We start from the raw sequence: 15492 nt of genomic DNA on the forward strand, positions 1-15492 counted from the left end.
CTTTCATTGCAAGACCAGCAATTCGCTGTACTGGGCCAAGCCGTCCCGCCTCTGGAAAGCCTTAAGCAAGTCGGGGTCGGTGAAGATGATCTGCTCGATGCCGTACTGCGTGATCAGCATGTCGAACACGCCGTTGTCCTCTACCGTGGGCCACTGGTCGATGAACTTGAAGCAACCGAGGTCGCTGGGCTCGAATTTCACATTGGTTTCCACGTAGATCCAGTCCGAATCGCCGGTGCCCAGGACAGTGGCCACGGGTGCGTGGAACGGAGAACCCATGACCAGTCGCTCGGCTCGCGTATGTAGCTTCTCGAAGCCTTCGATCTTTTCCTTGTGGCAATAGACGGGGCGGTACAAGTAGGGGTCGATCAGCTTGGACACCTGCGAGCGCGTCAGGAGGAATTCAGAGGCCAGCTCGACGCGGCCTTCCTCGATGAGGTCCCAAACTTCGTCCAATCCGCCATGCGAGTGCCCGTCCGCACCTTTGATTCCCACCGTTTTGATGACCGGTTGCATGTTTTCCAGACGCGTTAGGAAATGCTGGCGCGTCGGACGCACGGTCCCGATCTCGTTGATCTCGTTGAAGCAGTCGTAGAGTACGTCCAGCACCAGTTGCTCAAGCTCCGCCCCGGTGAAGCCGTGCGAAGCATTAGCGATCGCGTCGATGTCGTCGTCGCTCAACTCGACCATGCGTTTGGTCAGGTGTATGGAGAGGATTTCGCGCCGACCCGAGGGCCCCGGGCAGCCGAGGAAGAAGCGGGCGTCGAAGCGGCCGGCGCGCATCAGCTCCGGTGGCAGACTGCTGATGCGGTTGGCGGTTGCGACGATGAAAACGGGCTCACGGTATTCCTGCATCCAGGTCAGCAGGGAGGCGCGAAGATTCAGGTCCGCGGTCGACGAATGCGTGTTGTCGCCTTGAGCGACACCCTTGTCGATCTCGTCGATCCAGAGTACGCAAGGCGCCATCGCCGTCACGGTCCTGAGGGCTTCCCGCATGCGCGCTTCGGACGAGCCGACGTACTTGTCGCGAACTGCGCCCATGTCGAAGCGCAGCAGCGGAAGCCGCCAGGTGCATGCAACGACCTTGGCCGCCAGGCTCTTTCCGGCACCGGGTATTCCGAGCAACAGCACCCCCTTGGGGCGGCGATCGATGCCGGCGGCACGCGCGGCTTCGGGGTGGTCGAACACCTTGCGGCGGCTCTTTAGCCAGGCGACTAGACGTTCCATGCCGCCCAGTTGCTGGTCCGCCTCGCCAAGTTGAGCGCTTGCTTGTCCGCGCGTCTCGACCACTTCCAGCGCCTGGCTACGATTGACTGCGCCGTTCTTCGCATCGTGCATGGCTTCGACGAGTTCGGCCGGCAGACGAGGACGTCGCGCGAAACGGTCGATGACACTGCACGCCTCTCCGAGGGTCATGCCTGCAGCTGCCTCGACCAGCCGGATCAGATGACCTTCCGGGCCTTCTTCCAGGAATGCCGAAGGTAGCTCGCGAAGCGCGATTCGCTTTCTGAGCGCAACCAGCAGTTCGTGGCGTGACGGAAGGCTCAGGTTGATCCGACGGAGTTCTTCGCGTAAGTCGGCAGGCAGCGTCGTTTCACTCGCGAACATCAGCAGCGTGATGTTCTTGCGTTCCCGCTTGAGGCGATAGTAAGCGTCCTTGACGACACGGGTGTTCAACCCGGACTGAAGGGATTCGGCGGCTAGGTGGTGATGGCAATCAAGTAGCACCACCAGGGAGCCAGGCGCACTCTTCTCGATGAGATAGGCAATGACCTTCCCGAACGGGATTTCCTGGAGGAACTGGTTTTCCTTGACCTGATGCGCGTGCTGCGCAGCGGCTGCCAGCTCTAAGGCCCACCGCCGGAGTTGTTCCCGAAGAGCCTCAGTCAGTTCGAGACCGGGGGTCGGCCCATCCGACAGATCATCGACCACGATCTCGACGCCGGACTCCTGCGCCTTGATGGCGACACCGAAGCTCATGCCGTCCAGATCGACCTTTCCGAGCTTGAAATCATCAGCGTTCAAAAGCAGCCGAACCAGCGTGTTGCGCGCCTCCGGATCCATGTCGCCATCGATCTTGTCGCTCATGACGCCGATCTTTACTTCCTGACCGAAGCGGCGTTCAGGGTTGGCGACGTCATGGAAGGTTGCTTCGCTGCCGACGCCCTTGATTTCGAACAAGCCTGACGCAGGCGACCACATCTGCAGCGGCCGGGCATACCCCTGCGTCGCACATCTGACCATCAACGCCCGGATAAACCGCTGGGGCTCAGGCGTCGTGGCGAGCAGGACGGGCGGTTGCTCGTCGATGGCAGCGAATAGCAATTGCTCGGCCGGCCGATAGAACAGGCTGACCGGAATCTTCTCGTCGCCGACCGCAAGGAAAGTCTGGCTATACGGTTCGATGCCTTCCTTGGACAGCAGGTGCACGATCGCCGCATCGACGTCGACCAGCAGTGAGGCCAGGGAACGCTCGTCGAATGGCTCGATGGCGTTCCGAGTGGCCTCGATCGCCTGGCGGATCACCTGCACCGGTGGCGAGCCGTTCAGTGCCGCATCGATCAAGTCTTTCCGCTTGGCCTGGAGCAGGTCGAGGAGTTCGTCCTCATCCATGTCGATCCTTTCATGAAAGAAGGGCCGAGGCACTGGTATGTGCGCGACCGTGTAGACATGATAGCGAGCGCAAGATCGCCGCAAATCCTCAATATTGCGTATGTGGAAGTCCGCTCTGCATGCGGACAAGGCTTACGACTGTGGGCGATGCCGTGCTCATTTGAAGCGCCGGGGCATTGAGGATCGCATCGCCCGCAAGGGCATGGAACGCCGTAATCGGCTCGGACGTCACCGCTGGGTGGTTGAGCGCACGCATACCTGGCTGGCCGCCTTTGGCAAGCTACGTACCCGGTGCGAGCGCCGCATTGACATGCATCTCGCCTTGCTTTACGTTGCCTGTTTCCTGATCTGCTTGCGAAGTCTTCTAGAGTTTTTTTAGTCACTCTGAGAGGGTGTAGACGAAATCAACTGGCCTGAACATTGAAAGTCATCTGCTCTGTGTGCAGGAGATTTCGATGACGGAACCCAAGCCTGGCGATAGTGGCTCGAATGCGGTTAATCGAGGCGGCAGGCCCGCGGCCTTGACGCCGCAGCACATCCTCTTGCTGCGCGAGATCGTTTCCCGGATGCTGCATTCGACGCTCGACGAACTGGCAGCAGAGCTCGACCACCTCGGCGCAGTGCAGGTCTGCACTGCGACCATCCGCAGGACGCTGCGTGCGCAGGGCATCGTGCGCTCGATGCCAAAGCGGCAGGCCCGGGGCGAGTCGGTCGAGCCAGAAGCAACGGTCGGCGTGGTCAGGCGATATGGCTATACCGTAGCGCATCGGCGCAAGGCCGGCGAGTACAGCACTGATCTGACCGATGCCGAATGGCGCTTGGTCGCCGACCTGTTTGAGCGTCCTGAAGGTAGCCGCGGAGCACCAGAACGGTATGAACGCCGCCACCTGGTCGACGCCTGCTGCTACGTACTGCGGACGGGTTGTGCCTGGCGACTCCTGCCGTCGAGCTTCGCGCCGTGGCAGGCGGTCTACAAAGCCTTCGTGCGCTGGGTTGAGGTCGATGCTTTCGAGCACATGCAAGACCGGCTGCGCCAGCAGTGGCGGGCCCGCATGGGCCGTGGGGCCGAACCGAGCGCGGCCGTCATCGATGCGCAGTCCAACCGGGCATCACCGCAGGGCGGAGAGTGCGGCTACGACGCGGGCAAGAAGGTCAAAGGCAGGAAGCGCCACATCGTGGTGGATACGTTGGGATGGTTGCTGGCGGTCACGGTGACCGCTGCCAGCGTACAGGACCGCGATGGCGCTGCGGAAGTCGTGGTGCAGGCCTGTCGCAAGGTGCCTACGATCGAGAGGCTCTACACCGACGGGGCCTACGGTGGTCAATGCGCCCGCGTGATCGAGCAGACTCACGGCATCCGGCTCGAGGTCGTGCGCCGGCCTGGCAACCGCTCGACCGGTACCCTGCACGATCCTCAACAGTCGCTCTGGCATGAGCCCATCCGAGGCTTCGTCGTCTTGCCCAAGCGCTGGGTCGTCGAGCGGACCCATGCCTGGAACGAGCGCTGGCGCCGCATGGTCATGCACCACGATCGTAAGACCTCGACATCCGCTGCTTGGGTCTGGCTCGCCGAGGCGCGTATCCTGCTCAGCAGGCTCGCTATCGGTAGTTGATTTCGTCTACACCCTCTGAGCCCGCCGGGGTGGCGTGCCGCTTCCGGAGCAGCCGGTCCGCCCCGACATGGATGGCGTGGAGGCAAGGTGTCGTGCCCGCGGCCCATCTGCCCTCTGCACGTGCGAGGACGGCGAGTATGGCCGCTCGACGGGCTTTCCGGCGTCCGGATGGCGGGAAGGCGGTCGAGATCGAGCACGTTCGGTGTGCGAACGCGGTCGTTTGCATACGCTGAGGCATTCGAGGCCGAGGTGTGCAGGATGCATGGCGCGCACCGAATGTTTCATCTTGTGTGCGGATGCGGCGCTTGCATTCGCTCGGTTACGATCCGATTCCCTGGCGATACCGCCCCCGAGTGTTCACCATGCCACTTGCCGGATCACAAAAACTGACGGAGGAACTGGGCTACGGCGTCGCCCGGATCGAGTGCGAGACGCCGGGCGGCGTGCAGTGCGGCACTGGCTTCTTCTTCGCCTTCCTGCTGGAGAACGGCAAGCGCAGCCCCTGCCTGGTCACCAGCCGGCACGTGGTGGAGGGCGCCCGCAGCGGGCGCTTCTTCCTGACCGGCAAGCCGGGCGATACCCGTGCGCAGGAGTTCCGCATCAACGACCTGCAGGACCGCTGCCATCCGCATCCGGACCCCTCGGTCGACCTGGTGCTGCTGTTCGTCGGCATCAACCTGCAGGCGCTGCGGTCCGAGGGCCATGCGCTGCACGTGACCTACCTGTCGCGCTCGGCCATCCTGCCGCGCGAGCAGCGCACCGCGCTGGCGGCGCTGGAGGAGGTGGCGGTGCTCGGCTTTCCGCTCGGCCTGGCGGACCCGCAGCAGACGCAGCCCGTGGTGCGCCTGGGCGTCACGGCCACGCACGCCGGGCTGCCCTACGGCGGTGCGCCGGAATTCCTGATCGACGCGCCCTGCCATGCGGGCCTGGGCGGCGCGCCGGTGTTCCTGCGCGTGCCGGCGCTGCCTGGCGAGGGCGGTGTGCCGCAGCGTTCGCCGGGCGTGGCGCTGGTGGGCGTGCTGGTGGCGCAGCGCCATGCCAGCCTGCACGGCGGCGAGGGCGGGGTGGAGCCCATCGTCGGCCACCTGCGTGGCGGCCAGGCCGTGCCCGCGGCCCCGCGCGCCGGGTCACCGGCGCCGCTGGGCGTCGTGCTGAACACCGACAAGATCCTGGACTTCGAGCCGCTGGTGCGGGCGATGGTCCACGGCTACGTCAGCAAGTACTGATCCGCGGCCCGGCCAGGAAGCGCGCCACGGCCGCGAGCACCCGCTCCGGCTGCTCGCGGTGCGGCAGGTGGCCGCCGCCCTCGACGACCAGCTGCTGCACCGGTCCGGCGGCGCGGGCCGCGATGCGCTGCGGGTGCGCGGTCGAGCCGTATTCGTCGCGGTCGCCGTGGATCGCCAGCACCGGGCAGCCCAGGCGTGCCAGCGCGGCGTCCAGCGTCCAGCCGGCGAAGGCCGGCGACAGCCAGGTCTCGGTCCAGGCGTCCAGCACCCAGCGCGCCTTGGCGCCGTGGTAGCGCGCCAGGCGGTCCAGCTGGTCCGGCTGGCGGAAGACTTCCCGCGCCGCGCGTACGCCGGCCAGCGTGCGGTCCTCGGCGAAGGCCTGGGCCGAGATCGTCACCAGCGCGGTGCAGCGCGCCGGATGGGCGGCCGCGGTCTCCACCGACATGCCGCCGCCCACGCTGTGGCCCAGCGCGACGAAGCGGTCCACGGCCAGCGCCTGCAGCACCAGCGGCACCTGCTCGCGCGCCTCGCGGGCGACGAAGTCGGGCGGCAGCGCGCCGGCCCGCGGGTCGGAACGGCCGAAGCCGAGCCGGTCGTAGGCCAGCACGCGGCGCCCGGTGGCGCCGGCCAGCGCCGCCGGGAAGTCGCGCCACAGCTCTACGCAGCCCAGCGAGTCGTGCTGCAGCAGCAGCGGGGCGGCGGCGCCCGCTGCGGCGGGCTGCCAGCTGCGCGCGAACAGCCGGCCGGCCGGCGTGGCGATCCAGTGGTCCTGCGGCGTCATGCAGCGTCGCGCACGTCGGCCACCGGTTGGGTGCCGAAGTCCGGCCGCGCCAGGTACGCCAGCACGCGCGCGGCGGCGGCCTCGGCAGACGCCAGCTGTCCGTTCGCATGCAGTTGGGCGAAGGCGCCCTGGTCCGGGAAGCGGCTGGCGTCGGCGCCGCGCAGCTGGGCCTGCATGGCCGTGTCGATCACGCCGGGCGAGAGCGCGCAGACCCTGGCGCCGTTCGGCCGCGGCGCTTCGTCGAGCGCGACGCAGCGCGTGAAGTGCTCCAGGCCGGCCTTGGCCGCGCAGTAGGCCGATTGCGAGGCCTGCGCGCGCCGGGCCAGGCCCGAGGAGACGTTCAGCACGCGGCGCCGGCCGCTCCAGCCCGCCGTGGCGCCGAGGAAGGCCGCCGTTAGCAGCATCGGCGCCTCCAGCCCCACGCGCAGCGCCTGCGCCAGCTCGGCCGGATCGGACTCGGCCAGCGGCACCAGCGCCGGGATGGTGCCGGCGTTGTTGATCAGCGTGGCGCTGGTCCAGCGCGCGCCGTGGTGGGCGGCCAGCCAGTGGTCCAGCCGCGCGGCCACGGTGGCGCCGTCGGCCAGGTCGGCCTGCCACTGCGTGCAGTGCGCGCCGCCGGCCTGCGCCAGGGCGGCATCGGCGTGGCGCGCGATGCACAGCAGGTGGTGGCCCTCGCGCAGCAGCTGGCGGGCCATGGCCAGGCCCATGCCGCGCGAGGCGCCGGTCAGGATGGTGAGGTGTTCGGACGACATGCGGGCATGGTAGTGCCGCTGCCCAGCAGGTGCTGCACGAAGCGCTGCGCGGCCGGTGCCAGCGCCCGTGCGTCGCGCAGGCACAGCACCAGCCGGCGCGCGGCCCAGGGCTCGGCCAGCGCCACGCGCTGCACGCCGGCCGTGCGGGCGCAGCGCCGCGCCACGGCCAGCGGCACGATGGCCACGCCGATGCCTTGGCCGACCAGCCGGCAGACCGATTCGAAACTGCGCAGCCGTGCGCGGTAGGCCAGCTGCCGGCCGAGCCGGCGCGCCTGCTGCGCCAGGTGGGCCTGGAACGCGCTGGGCTCGGCCAGTCCGACCAGCGCGGCGCCGGCGACCTCGTCCAGCCCGATGGCGGCGCGGCCGGCCCAGGCATGGCCGCGCGGCACCACCAGCACCAGCGGATCGGGCCACAGCGCATGCGTCTGCAGGCCGGCGAGGTCGGCCGCGTCCGAGGCGATGCCGAGGTCGCACAGGTCGGCCCGCAGCGCGTCGGCGATCTGCTCGCTGGGGCGCTCCTCCAGGTCCACCGACAGGCCGGCGTGCGCGGCCAGGAAACCGCTCAGCACCGGCGGCAGGTGCTCGGCCAGGGCCGAGGTGTTGCACAGCAGGCGCACCTGGCCCTGTAGGCCGGCGCCGTAGTCGGCCAGTTCGGCCTGCAGCCGCTCGATCTGCTGCAGCACCGCGCGCGCATGCTGCAGCAGGCTGCGCCCGGCCGGCGTGGGCTGCACGCCGCGCGGCAGGCGCGTCAGCAGTGGCGCGCCCAGCGAATCCTCCATCGCCCGGATGCGCTCGCTGGCGGAGGCCAGCGTCATGTGGCTGGCCGCCGCGCCGCCGGTGATGGTGCCGGCCGCGTGCACGTGCACGAACAGGCGCAGGTCGGTCAGGTCGAAGCGCATCGGGCGACGCTAACACGCCGCGTCTCAGGCGCCGCCTGAGGCCGGCTGCGCGCATTCCGACTGGCGGTGGCAGGGGGCGCTGCCCAGAATCGGCGCCATGCTCCCGTCCGCCGATTCCTCCTCCTGGCTGCTGCCGGCGCTGGCCGCCGCGGTGTTCCTGCTCGCGGGCTTCGTCAAGGGCGTGGTCGGCATGGGCCTGCCGACCGTGGCGATGGGCCTGCTGGCGCTGTGGATGACGCCGGCCGAGGCGGCGGCGCTGCTGATCGTGCCTTCGTGCGTCACCAACCTCTGGCAGATGCAGCCCTGGCGCCGCCTGCCGGCGCTGCTGGTCCGGCTCGCGCCGATGCAGGCGGGCGTCGTCGCCGGCACGCTGGGCGGGGCCTGGATCTGGGGCGCGCCGGCCGGCGCCTGGGCGCCGCGGGCGCTGGGCCTGGCGCTGGTGGCCTACGCGCTGTGGAGCCTGGCCGGCCGGCGGCTGGCCGTGGCGCCGCCGGCCGAGCCGGTGCTGGGGCCGCTGGCCGGCCTGGCGACCGGGCTGGTCACGGCCGCGACCGGCGTGTTCGTGCTGCCGGCCGTGCCCTACCTGCAGGCGCTGCGCTGGCACGGCGACGAACTGGTCCAGGCCATGGGCATCTCGTTCACCGTGTCCACGCTGGCGCTGGCGGCTGGCCTGGGGCTGGCCGGCGCTGGCGCGGGGCCGGGCTGGCCGCTGTCGCTGGCCATGCTGCTGCCGGCGCTGGCCGGCATGGCCCTCGGGGCCGGGCTGCGCCGGCGCCTGTCGCCGGCCGTGTTCCGCCGCTGCCTGCTGCTCGGGCTGCTGGCGCTGGGCGGGCACATGCTGCTGCGTGGCTGACGCGGGGCCCCGGCATCGCCGGATCTACTCGATCCGGATATTGCGTTCCTTGACGAGCCGGGACCACTTCGCGCTCTCGGCGTCGATGAAGGCCGCGAAATCCGCAGGACTGCCGCCGTCCAGTTCGTTGCTCTGCGACAGGATGCGGTCGCGGACCTCCGGTCTGTCCATGGCCTGCACGAACGCGGCATGCAGCTTGGCGATGATCGCGGGCGGTGTGCCCTTTGGGGCCACGTAGCCCATCCAGTTCGACACGCTGACCTGGGGGAGCCCGAGTTCGGTGAAGGTCGGTACGTCCGGCAGCGCGGCCAGCCTCCTGGACGATGTGACCGCCAGCGGGCGGACCTTGCCGGCCTGGATGGAGGGGAGGGCCGCGCTGGTCTGTTCGAACATCAGGTCGACCTCGCCGGCCAGCAGTGCATTGGCGGCTGGACCGCCACCCTTGTACGGCACGGCCAGTAGCTCGATGCCGGCGGCGTTCTCGAACAGCTCGGCCGACAGGTGGTGCGCGCCGCCGGGGCCGGCGTTGGCGATGCTCAGCGCGCCCGGCCTGGCTCTGGCGGCCGCGACCACGTCGGCCACCGTGCGGAACGGCTTGGCGGCCGGCGTGCTCAGCACCAGCGGACTCTTCTCCAGCAGGACGATCGGCGTCAGGCTCTTGGGATCGAAGCGCAGCCTGGGATAGATCCAGGGGTTCACGGCCAGCGGTCCGAAGCTGCCCATCGCGATCGTGTAGCCGTCCGGCTGCGCCTTGGTCAGCAACTCGATGCCGATGTTGCCGCTGGCGCCAGGCCGGTTGTCGACGACGACCGGCTGGCCCAGCACTGCACCCAGGTGCTGCGTCAGCAGCCGGGTCTTGACGTCGGTGTTTCCGCCGGCCGCGAAGGGCACGATGATCGTGATCGGGCGGCTGGGATAGTCCTGCTGTGCCTGCGCGGACAGTGTGGGTGCCAGGGCCGCCAGTAGCGCGGCGGCGGTGGCGGTGCGTCGGGTCAGGGAACGCTTCATGGAGGTTCTCCCGATGGCTTCAGTTGTCCGCCGTGATCTTCGCGGCCTCGACGATGCGGCCGTACTGCCGGGATTCGGCCTCGATGAAGGCGCGGAACTGCTCGGCCGTCATCGGCGCCGGCTCGCCGCCCTGTTCGCGCAGCCGGGCCGCCAGCGCCGGGTCGCGCAGCGCGCGGGTGACGGCGGCGTTGAGCTTGTGCAGCACCGCCGGCGGCGTGGCGGCGGGCGCGAACAGGCCGAACCAGTTGTCCAGCGCGTAGCCGGCCAGCGGCTTGTACTCGGCGATCGCCGGGATGTCGGGCGCGAAGCTGGCGCGCTGGGCCGAGGTCACGGCCAGCGCCTTCAGCCGCCCGCCCTTGATGAAGGGCGCGGCGCCGGCCAGGCTGACGAAGCTCAGGTCCACGTTGCCGCCGGCCACGTCCACCAGCTGGCCGGCGGCGCCCTTGTACGGCACGTGGGCGAGCTGGATGCCGGCCAGGCTGTTCAGCAGCTCGCCGTTCAGGTGCTGCGGGTTGCCGACGCCGCTGGTCGCGTAGGTCAGCTTGCCGGGGTTCTTCTTCGCGTAGGCGACCAGCTCCTCGACGTTCTTCACCGGCAGCTGCGGATTGGCCACCAGCACGTTGGGCACGCGCGTGACCAGCGTGATCGGCGCCAGGTCCCTGGCCGGCGCGTACTGCATGCGCGCCTTGTAGATGAACGGGTTGATCGCCGTCTCGCCGGCCGAGCCCAGCAGCAGCGTGTAGCCGTCCGGCGCGGCCTTGACGACGGCGCTGGCGCCCAGCATGCCGCTGGCGCCGGGCTTGTTGTCCACGACCACGCTTTGCTTGAAGTCGGCGCGCAGCTGCTCGGCCAGCAGCCGCGCCATCGCGTCCACGCCGCCGCCGGCCGAGAACGGCACGACGATGGTGATGGTCTTGGCGGGGTAGTCCTGCGCCGCGGCGGGCAGGGCCAGCGGCAGCGCGAGGCTGCAGAGCAGGGCGGCAGCGAACGCGCGGCGGGTCGGTCGGGTCATCGGGGGTCTCCTGGAGGTTGGTTGAGGCGATGGGTCGATGAGGATTGCATTTTTAATTTGAAAAAAGCAAAATGTAAGTCATGCACACGACACACCACGAGACCAGCCCCGGCGCCGGCGACGACGCGCCCTTCGCGTTCGAAGGCCAGTCCTTCCGATGGGTGGACCTGCCGGGCCGCTTCGGCGCGCGGCTGCAGCGCCTGCCGCTGGTGCTGCGGCTGCTGCTGGAGAACGCGCTGCGCCACATGCGGGGCGCCGAGCGCGACGCCGCCGTGGCCGCGCTGTTCGGCTGGCTGGAAAGCGGCACGAGCGAGGCCGAGATCGCCTTCCAGCCCGGCCGCGTGCTGATGCACGACACCACCAGCACGCCGGCGCTGGTGGACATCGCCGCGATGCGCGACGCGCTGGCCGAGGCCGGCGTCGACCCCGCGGTGCTGAACCCCGGGCTGCGCGTGGACGTGTCGGTGGACCACTCGCTGGCCGTGGAGGCCTACGCCCGGGGCGACGCGCCGGCGCTGAACATGGGCCACGAGATCCGCCGCAACCAGGAGCGCTACCGCTTCCTGCGCTGGGCGTCCAAGGCGCTCGCCGGCGTGCACATCAATCCGCCGGGCACGGGGATCATGCACACCATCAACCTGGAGCAGCTGGCCACGGTGGTGACGACCGAGGAGCGCGCGGGCGGGCGCTGGATCGTGCCCGACACGATGATCGGCACCGACAGCCACACGCCCATGGTCAACGGCATCGGCGTGCTGGGCTGGGGCGTGGGCGGGCTGGAGGCGCAGACCGTGATGTTCGGCATGCCGACCATGCTGCGCATCCCGGACGTGACCGGCGTGAAGCTCGTCGGCGCGCTGGCGCCCGGCGTGCTGGCGACCGACCTGGCGCTGACCGTCACGCAGCGCCTGCGCGCGATCGGCGTGGCCGGCGAGTTCGTCGAGTTCTTCGGCCCGGGCGTGGCCACGCTCTCGGCCGGCGACCGCTGCGTGGTCGCCAACATGGCGCCCGAGTACGGCGCGACCACCGGCTACTTCGGCATCGACGGCCGCACCGTGGACTACCTGCGCGCCACCGGCCGCCCGCAGGCGCAGGCGCGCCTGGTCGAGGCCTACGCGCGCCGCGCCGGCCTGTGGTTCGACCCGGCGCAGTCGCCGCGCTACACGCGCACGATCGAGATCGACCTCGCGGCGATCGGCCTGCACGTGGCCGGCCCGCGCCGCCCGCAGGACCTGCTGCCCTACGGCGGCACGGGCCGCGCGCTGGCGGCGGTGGGCTTCGCGCCCGCGGCGCCGGGCGAGCTGCCCAGGCACCCGGTCGCCATCGCGGCGATCACCAGCTGCACCAACACCTCCGACCCGCGCCTGCTGGTCGCGGCCGGCCTGCTGGCGCGCAAGGCGCGCCGGCTGGGCCTGGCGGTGGCGCCCTGGGTCAAGACCTCGCTGGCGCCCGGGTCGCCGGCCGCGGCCACGTACCTCGCGCGCGCCGGCCTGCTGGACGACCTGGCGGCCGTCGGCTTCCAGATCGTCGGCTACGGCTGCGCCACCTGCATCGGCAACTCCGGCCCGCTGCCCGAGCCGATCCGCGCGGCGCAGCAGCAGGGCGCCAGCAAGGCGGTCGCCATCCTGTCGGGCAACCGCAACTTTCCCGGCCGCGTGCACCCGGACATCGAGCTGAGCTTCATCATGTCGCCGCCGCTGGTGATCGCCTTCGGCCTGGCCGGCGACGCCGCGCGCGACCTGTCCCGCGAGCCGGTGCAGACGCTGCCCGGCGGCCGCGCCGTGCACCTCGCCGAGCTGTGGCCCACGCGCGAGGAGATCGACGCGCACCTGGCGCTGGCGGCCGATCCGGCCGACTACCGGCGCGACTTCCGCCTCGCCGCCGCCAACCCGCTGTGGCATGCGCTGCAGGCGCCCGACGGCCCGCTGTTCCCGTGGGACCCGGCCTCCACCGCGCTGCGCCGCCCGCCGTTCGCCGCCGCCGGCGAAGGCGGCCAGCTCGGCCGCTACGCGGCGTATCCGCTGCTGGTGCTCGGCGACGACGTCACCACCGACCACATCTCGCCGGCCAGCGCGATCCCGCCGGACAGCCTGGTGGCGGACTTCCTGGTGGCGCGCGGCGACGACCGCCACGACCTGAACGTGTTCGCCTCGCGCCGCGGCAACTGGGAGGTCATGCTGCGCGCGGCCTTCCACAGCAAGACGCTGAAGAACCTGCTGGCGCCGGGCGCGCCGGTGGCGCACACGCTGCACGTGCCCAGCGGCCAGGTGCAGCCGATCTGGGACGTGGCCGAGCGCTACCGCGAGGCCGGCGAACCGGTGGTGCTGGTGGCCGGCGAGCGCTACGGCACCGGTTCCTCGCGCGACTGGGCCGCCAAGGGCCAGCGGCTGCTCGGCATCCGCGCGGTGCTGGCGCTGAGCTTCGAGCGCATCCACCGCTCCAACCTGATCGGCATGGGCATCCTGCCGCTGCGCCTGGCGGCCGGCATGGGGCCGGAGCAGCTGCGGCTCGCGCCGGGCGACCGCATCGCGGTCGACGCCGCGGCGGATGCGATCGCGCCGCGCGCGCCGGTGGCCGTGCGCGTGCTGCGCGCCGATGGCCGGGCCGAGCCGCTCGCCGCCACCGCGGCCGTGGAGACGCAGCTCGAAGTCGAGCTGCTGCGCCAGGGCGGCGTGATCCCGGCGATCCTGAAGAAGACCATCGCCGCCCATGCCTAGCAGCGCGTCCGCGCCCCGGCAGAATCCGGTGGCCATGCCCACCGAGAAATCCATCCCCGCCCGGGTGCTCGAGCTGATCCGCGCCGACGGCCTGCCGGTCGGCAGCCACCTGCCGGCGCAGCTGCTGGCGGACCGGCTGCGCGTCTCGCGCACGCCCGTCAACGACGCGCTGAGCCTGCTGCACGAGAAGGGCATCCTGCACCGCGAGCGCAACCGCGGCTACTTCCTCGCCCAGCCGGTGGAGCGCCCGCTGGCCGAGCTGGTGGACCAGCTCGGGCTGGACGGGGACGACGCCGTGACCAGCGCGTACTTCCGCATCGCCGACGACCGGCTGCGCGGCGAGCTGCCCGACGAGTTCCCCGAGGCGCTGATCAAGAGCCGCTACGGCCTCACGCCGGCGCAGCTCAACGCCGTGCTGGGCCGCATCGCCCGCGAGGGCTGGGCCGAGAAGAAGCCGGGCTACGGCTGGGCCTTCAGCAGCATGCTGACCACGGCCGACAGCCTGCTGCAGTCCTACCGGCTGCGGCTGGCGCTGGAGCCCGCGGCGCTGCTGGAGCCCGGCTACCGGCTCGATCCGGCCGTGCTGGCGCGCTGCCGCGCGGCCGAGCAGCATTTGCTGGACGGCGGCATCGAGACCGACACCGCCGACCAGCTGCACGAGCGCGGCGTGCGCTTCCACGAATCGCTGGTCGAGGCCTCGGGCAACCCGTTCTTCATCGACACCATCCGCCGCGTCAACCGCGTGCGGCGGCTGCTGTCGTACCGCTCCATGCGCGACCGCAAGCGCTATGCCCAGCACGCCCGGCAGCACCTGCAGCTGCTGCACCTGCTGGAGCACGAACGCAACGAGGAGGCCGCCGAGGCCATGCGCGCGCACCTGAACGCCACGCTGCGCAACCACGAGAAGATCCGGGGGATCCTGAAGCCATGACCTACGTCTATGTCGGTTCGCGTACCACACGCGAGCGCAACGCCCGCGGCGAGGGCATCGGCGTCTACCGGCTCGACGCCGCGCAAGGCCGGCTCGAGCCGGTGCAGGTGCTGGGCGGCCTGGTCAACCCGTCGTACCTGGCGCTGAACCGGCGCGGCGACCGGCTCTACACCGTGCACGGCGACGGCAGCGCGGCCAGCGTGCTGGCCGTCGACGCCGCCAGCGGCCGGCTGCGGCTGCTGCAGACGCGGGACTGCCAGGCCCGCAACCCGGTGCACCTGGCGCTGGACCCCGGCGGCCGGCACCTGGCCCTCAGCAGCCACCTGACCGGCGAACTGCTGCTGCTGCCGGTGGCGGACGACGGCCTGCTCGGCCCGGTGGCGCAGCGCGTCGCGCTGCCGGGCACGCCCGGCCCGCACCGCCGGGAGCAGCCGTTCTCCAAGCCGCACTTCAATCCGTTCGATCCGAGCGGGCGCTGGGTCGTCGTGCCCGACAAAGGGCTGGACCGCGTGTTCAGCTTTCGCTGCGAAGGCGGCCGGCTGTCGCCTGCGGCCCAGCCGCACGTGGACGCGCGCGAGGGCGCCGGCCCGCGCAACCTGGTGTTCCACCCGTCGGCGCCGTACGCCTACGTCGTCAACGAGCTGGATTCCACCGTCACCGCCTACCGCTTCGACGCCGCCACCGGCGCGCTGGCGCCGCTGCAGATCCTGCCCACGCTGCCCGACGACTTCTGCGGCAACAGCCGCGCCGCCGGCATCGCCATCGACGCGGCCGGGCGCACGCTGTACGCATCCAACCGCGGGCACGACAGCATCGCCGCGTTCCGCATCGACGCCCCCACCGGCCGGCTGCGCTGGCTCGGCGCCTGGCCCAGCGGCGGGCGCACGCCGCGCTTCTTCACGCTGGCGCCGGACGGCCGCCACCTGTTCGCGTTGAACGAGGACAGCGACGGCATCGCCGCGTTCGCGGTCGATGCCGCCGAAGGCACGCTCGCGCCCACGGGCTGGTCCATCGCCTGCGGCAGCCCGGTGTGCATGGTGTTCTCGCCGGGGCTGGGGGCGTGAGCATGGCGCTGGCCGGCGCCGCC

At 70.8% G+C, this 15492-nt stretch carries 12 protein-coding genes and 1 pseudogene; 7 read left to right on the top strand and 6 right to left on the bottom strand.

What is annotated here, in order from left to right; translation table 11 throughout:
* Window positions 1-3: 3 nt before the first annotated feature.
* A complete protein-coding gene (locus QM782_RS17980; protein ID WP_415204261.1) occupies window positions 4-2613 on the bottom strand; it encodes an AAA family ATPase in 2610 nt (869 codons plus the stop codon).
* A 115-nt stretch (window positions 2614-2728) separates the two neighbouring features.
* On the opposite strand from QM782_RS17980, the pseudogene QM782_RS17985 reads away from it, so the two are divergent.
* From QM782_RS17985 to QM782_RS17995, 3 genes and pseudogenes are all read left to right on the top strand, one after another.
* Window positions 2729-2992, top strand: a pseudogene (locus QM782_RS17985) (transposase); the annotation flags it as partial.
* 76 nt (window positions 2993-3068) lie between these two features.
* Window positions 3069-4226 carry an IS5 family transposase gene (locus tag QM782_RS17990; RefSeq protein WP_415204262.1) on the top strand — a complete coding sequence of 386 codons (1158 nt, stop codon included), beginning with the start codon at window positions 3069-3071 and terminating at the stop codon, window positions 4224-4226.
* Window positions 4227-4588: 362 nt separating this feature from the next.
* Window positions 4589-5452 (top strand): hypothetical protein, encoded by an 864-nt coding sequence (locus tag QM782_RS17995; protein WP_415204263.1) that lies wholly within the window; start codon window positions 4589-4591, stop codon window positions 5450-5452.
* On the opposite strand, the gene QM782_RS18000 is transcribed toward QM782_RS17995, so the two are convergent.
* Genes QM782_RS18000 through QM782_RS18010 form a run of 3 tightly spaced genes read right to left on the bottom strand, consistent with a single transcriptional unit; the run spans window position 5439 to window position 7884 of the window.
* Window positions 5439-6233, bottom strand: a complete 795-nt coding sequence (locus QM782_RS18000; RefSeq protein ID WP_415204264.1) for an alpha/beta fold hydrolase — start codon at window positions 6231-6233, stop codon at window positions 5439-5441. The genes QM782_RS17995 and QM782_RS18000 overlap by 14 nt on opposite strands.
* Window positions 6230-6985: an SDR family NAD(P)-dependent oxidoreductase gene (locus QM782_RS18005; RefSeq protein ID WP_415204265.1), complete on the bottom strand. Its 756-nt coding sequence runs from the start codon at window positions 6983-6985 to the stop codon at window positions 6230-6232. Before QM782_RS18005 ends, QM782_RS18000 begins: the two co-directional genes overlap by 4 nt.
* Window positions 6958-7884: a LysR substrate-binding domain-containing protein gene (locus tag QM782_RS18010; RefSeq protein WP_415204266.1), complete on the bottom strand. Its 927-nt coding sequence runs from the start codon at window positions 7882-7884 to the stop codon at window positions 6958-6960. Before QM782_RS18010 ends, QM782_RS18005 begins: the two co-directional genes overlap by 28 nt.
* 97 nt (window positions 7885-7981) lie before the next feature.
* On the opposite strand from QM782_RS18010, the gene QM782_RS18015 reads away from it, so the two are divergent.
* Window positions 7982-8737, top strand: a complete 756-nt coding sequence (locus QM782_RS18015) for a sulfite exporter TauE/SafE family protein (RefSeq protein WP_415204267.1) — start codon at window positions 7982-7984, stop codon at window positions 8735-8737.
* A 24-nt stretch (window positions 8738-8761) separates the two neighbouring features.
* Here QM782_RS18015 and QM782_RS18020 read toward each other — a convergent pair whose 3' ends face one another.
* Together QM782_RS18020 and QM782_RS18025 are read right to left on the bottom strand one after the other, a co-directional pair.
* Window positions 8762-9745: a Bug family tripartite tricarboxylate transporter substrate binding protein gene (locus QM782_RS18020; RefSeq protein WP_415204268.1), complete on the bottom strand. Its 984-nt coding sequence runs from the start codon at window positions 9743-9745 to the stop codon at window positions 8762-8764.
* A gap of 19 nt (window positions 9746-9764) precedes the next feature.
* Window positions 9765-10757, bottom strand: a complete 993-nt coding sequence (locus tag QM782_RS18025; RefSeq protein WP_415204269.1) for a Bug family tripartite tricarboxylate transporter substrate binding protein — start codon at window positions 10755-10757, stop codon at window positions 9765-9767.
* Window positions 10758-10837: 80 nt separating this feature from the next.
* On the opposite strand from QM782_RS18025, the gene acnA reads away from it, so the two are divergent.
* From acnA to QM782_RS18040, 3 genes are read left to right on the top strand one after another with little or no spacing between them, the layout of a single operon-like run.
* Window positions 10838-13474, top strand: coding sequence for an aconitate hydratase AcnA (acnA, locus tag QM782_RS18030; RefSeq protein WP_415204270.1), 2637 nt, complete (start codon window positions 10838-10840; stop codon window positions 13472-13474).
* A 34-nt stretch (window positions 13475-13508) separates the two neighbouring features.
* On the top strand, window positions 13509-14405 hold the full coding sequence (locus QM782_RS18035) for an FCD domain-containing protein (protein WP_415204271.1): 897 nt from the start codon (window positions 13509-13511) through the stop codon (window positions 14403-14405).
* The gene (locus QM782_RS18040; RefSeq protein ID WP_415204272.1) at window positions 14402-15469 is read left to right on the top strand and encodes a lactonase family protein; all 1068 of its coding nucleotides are present in this window, start codon (window positions 14402-14404) and stop codon (window positions 15467-15469) included. The genes QM782_RS18035 and QM782_RS18040 overlap by 4 nt, the downstream gene beginning before the upstream one ends.
* Window positions 15470-15492 lie beyond the last annotated feature (23 nt).

This window comes from Pseudorhodoferax sp. (genome assembly GCF_047601025.1).
Lineage (GTDB): Bacteria > Pseudomonadota > Gammaproteobacteria > Burkholderiales > Burkholderiaceae_C > Pseudorhodoferax.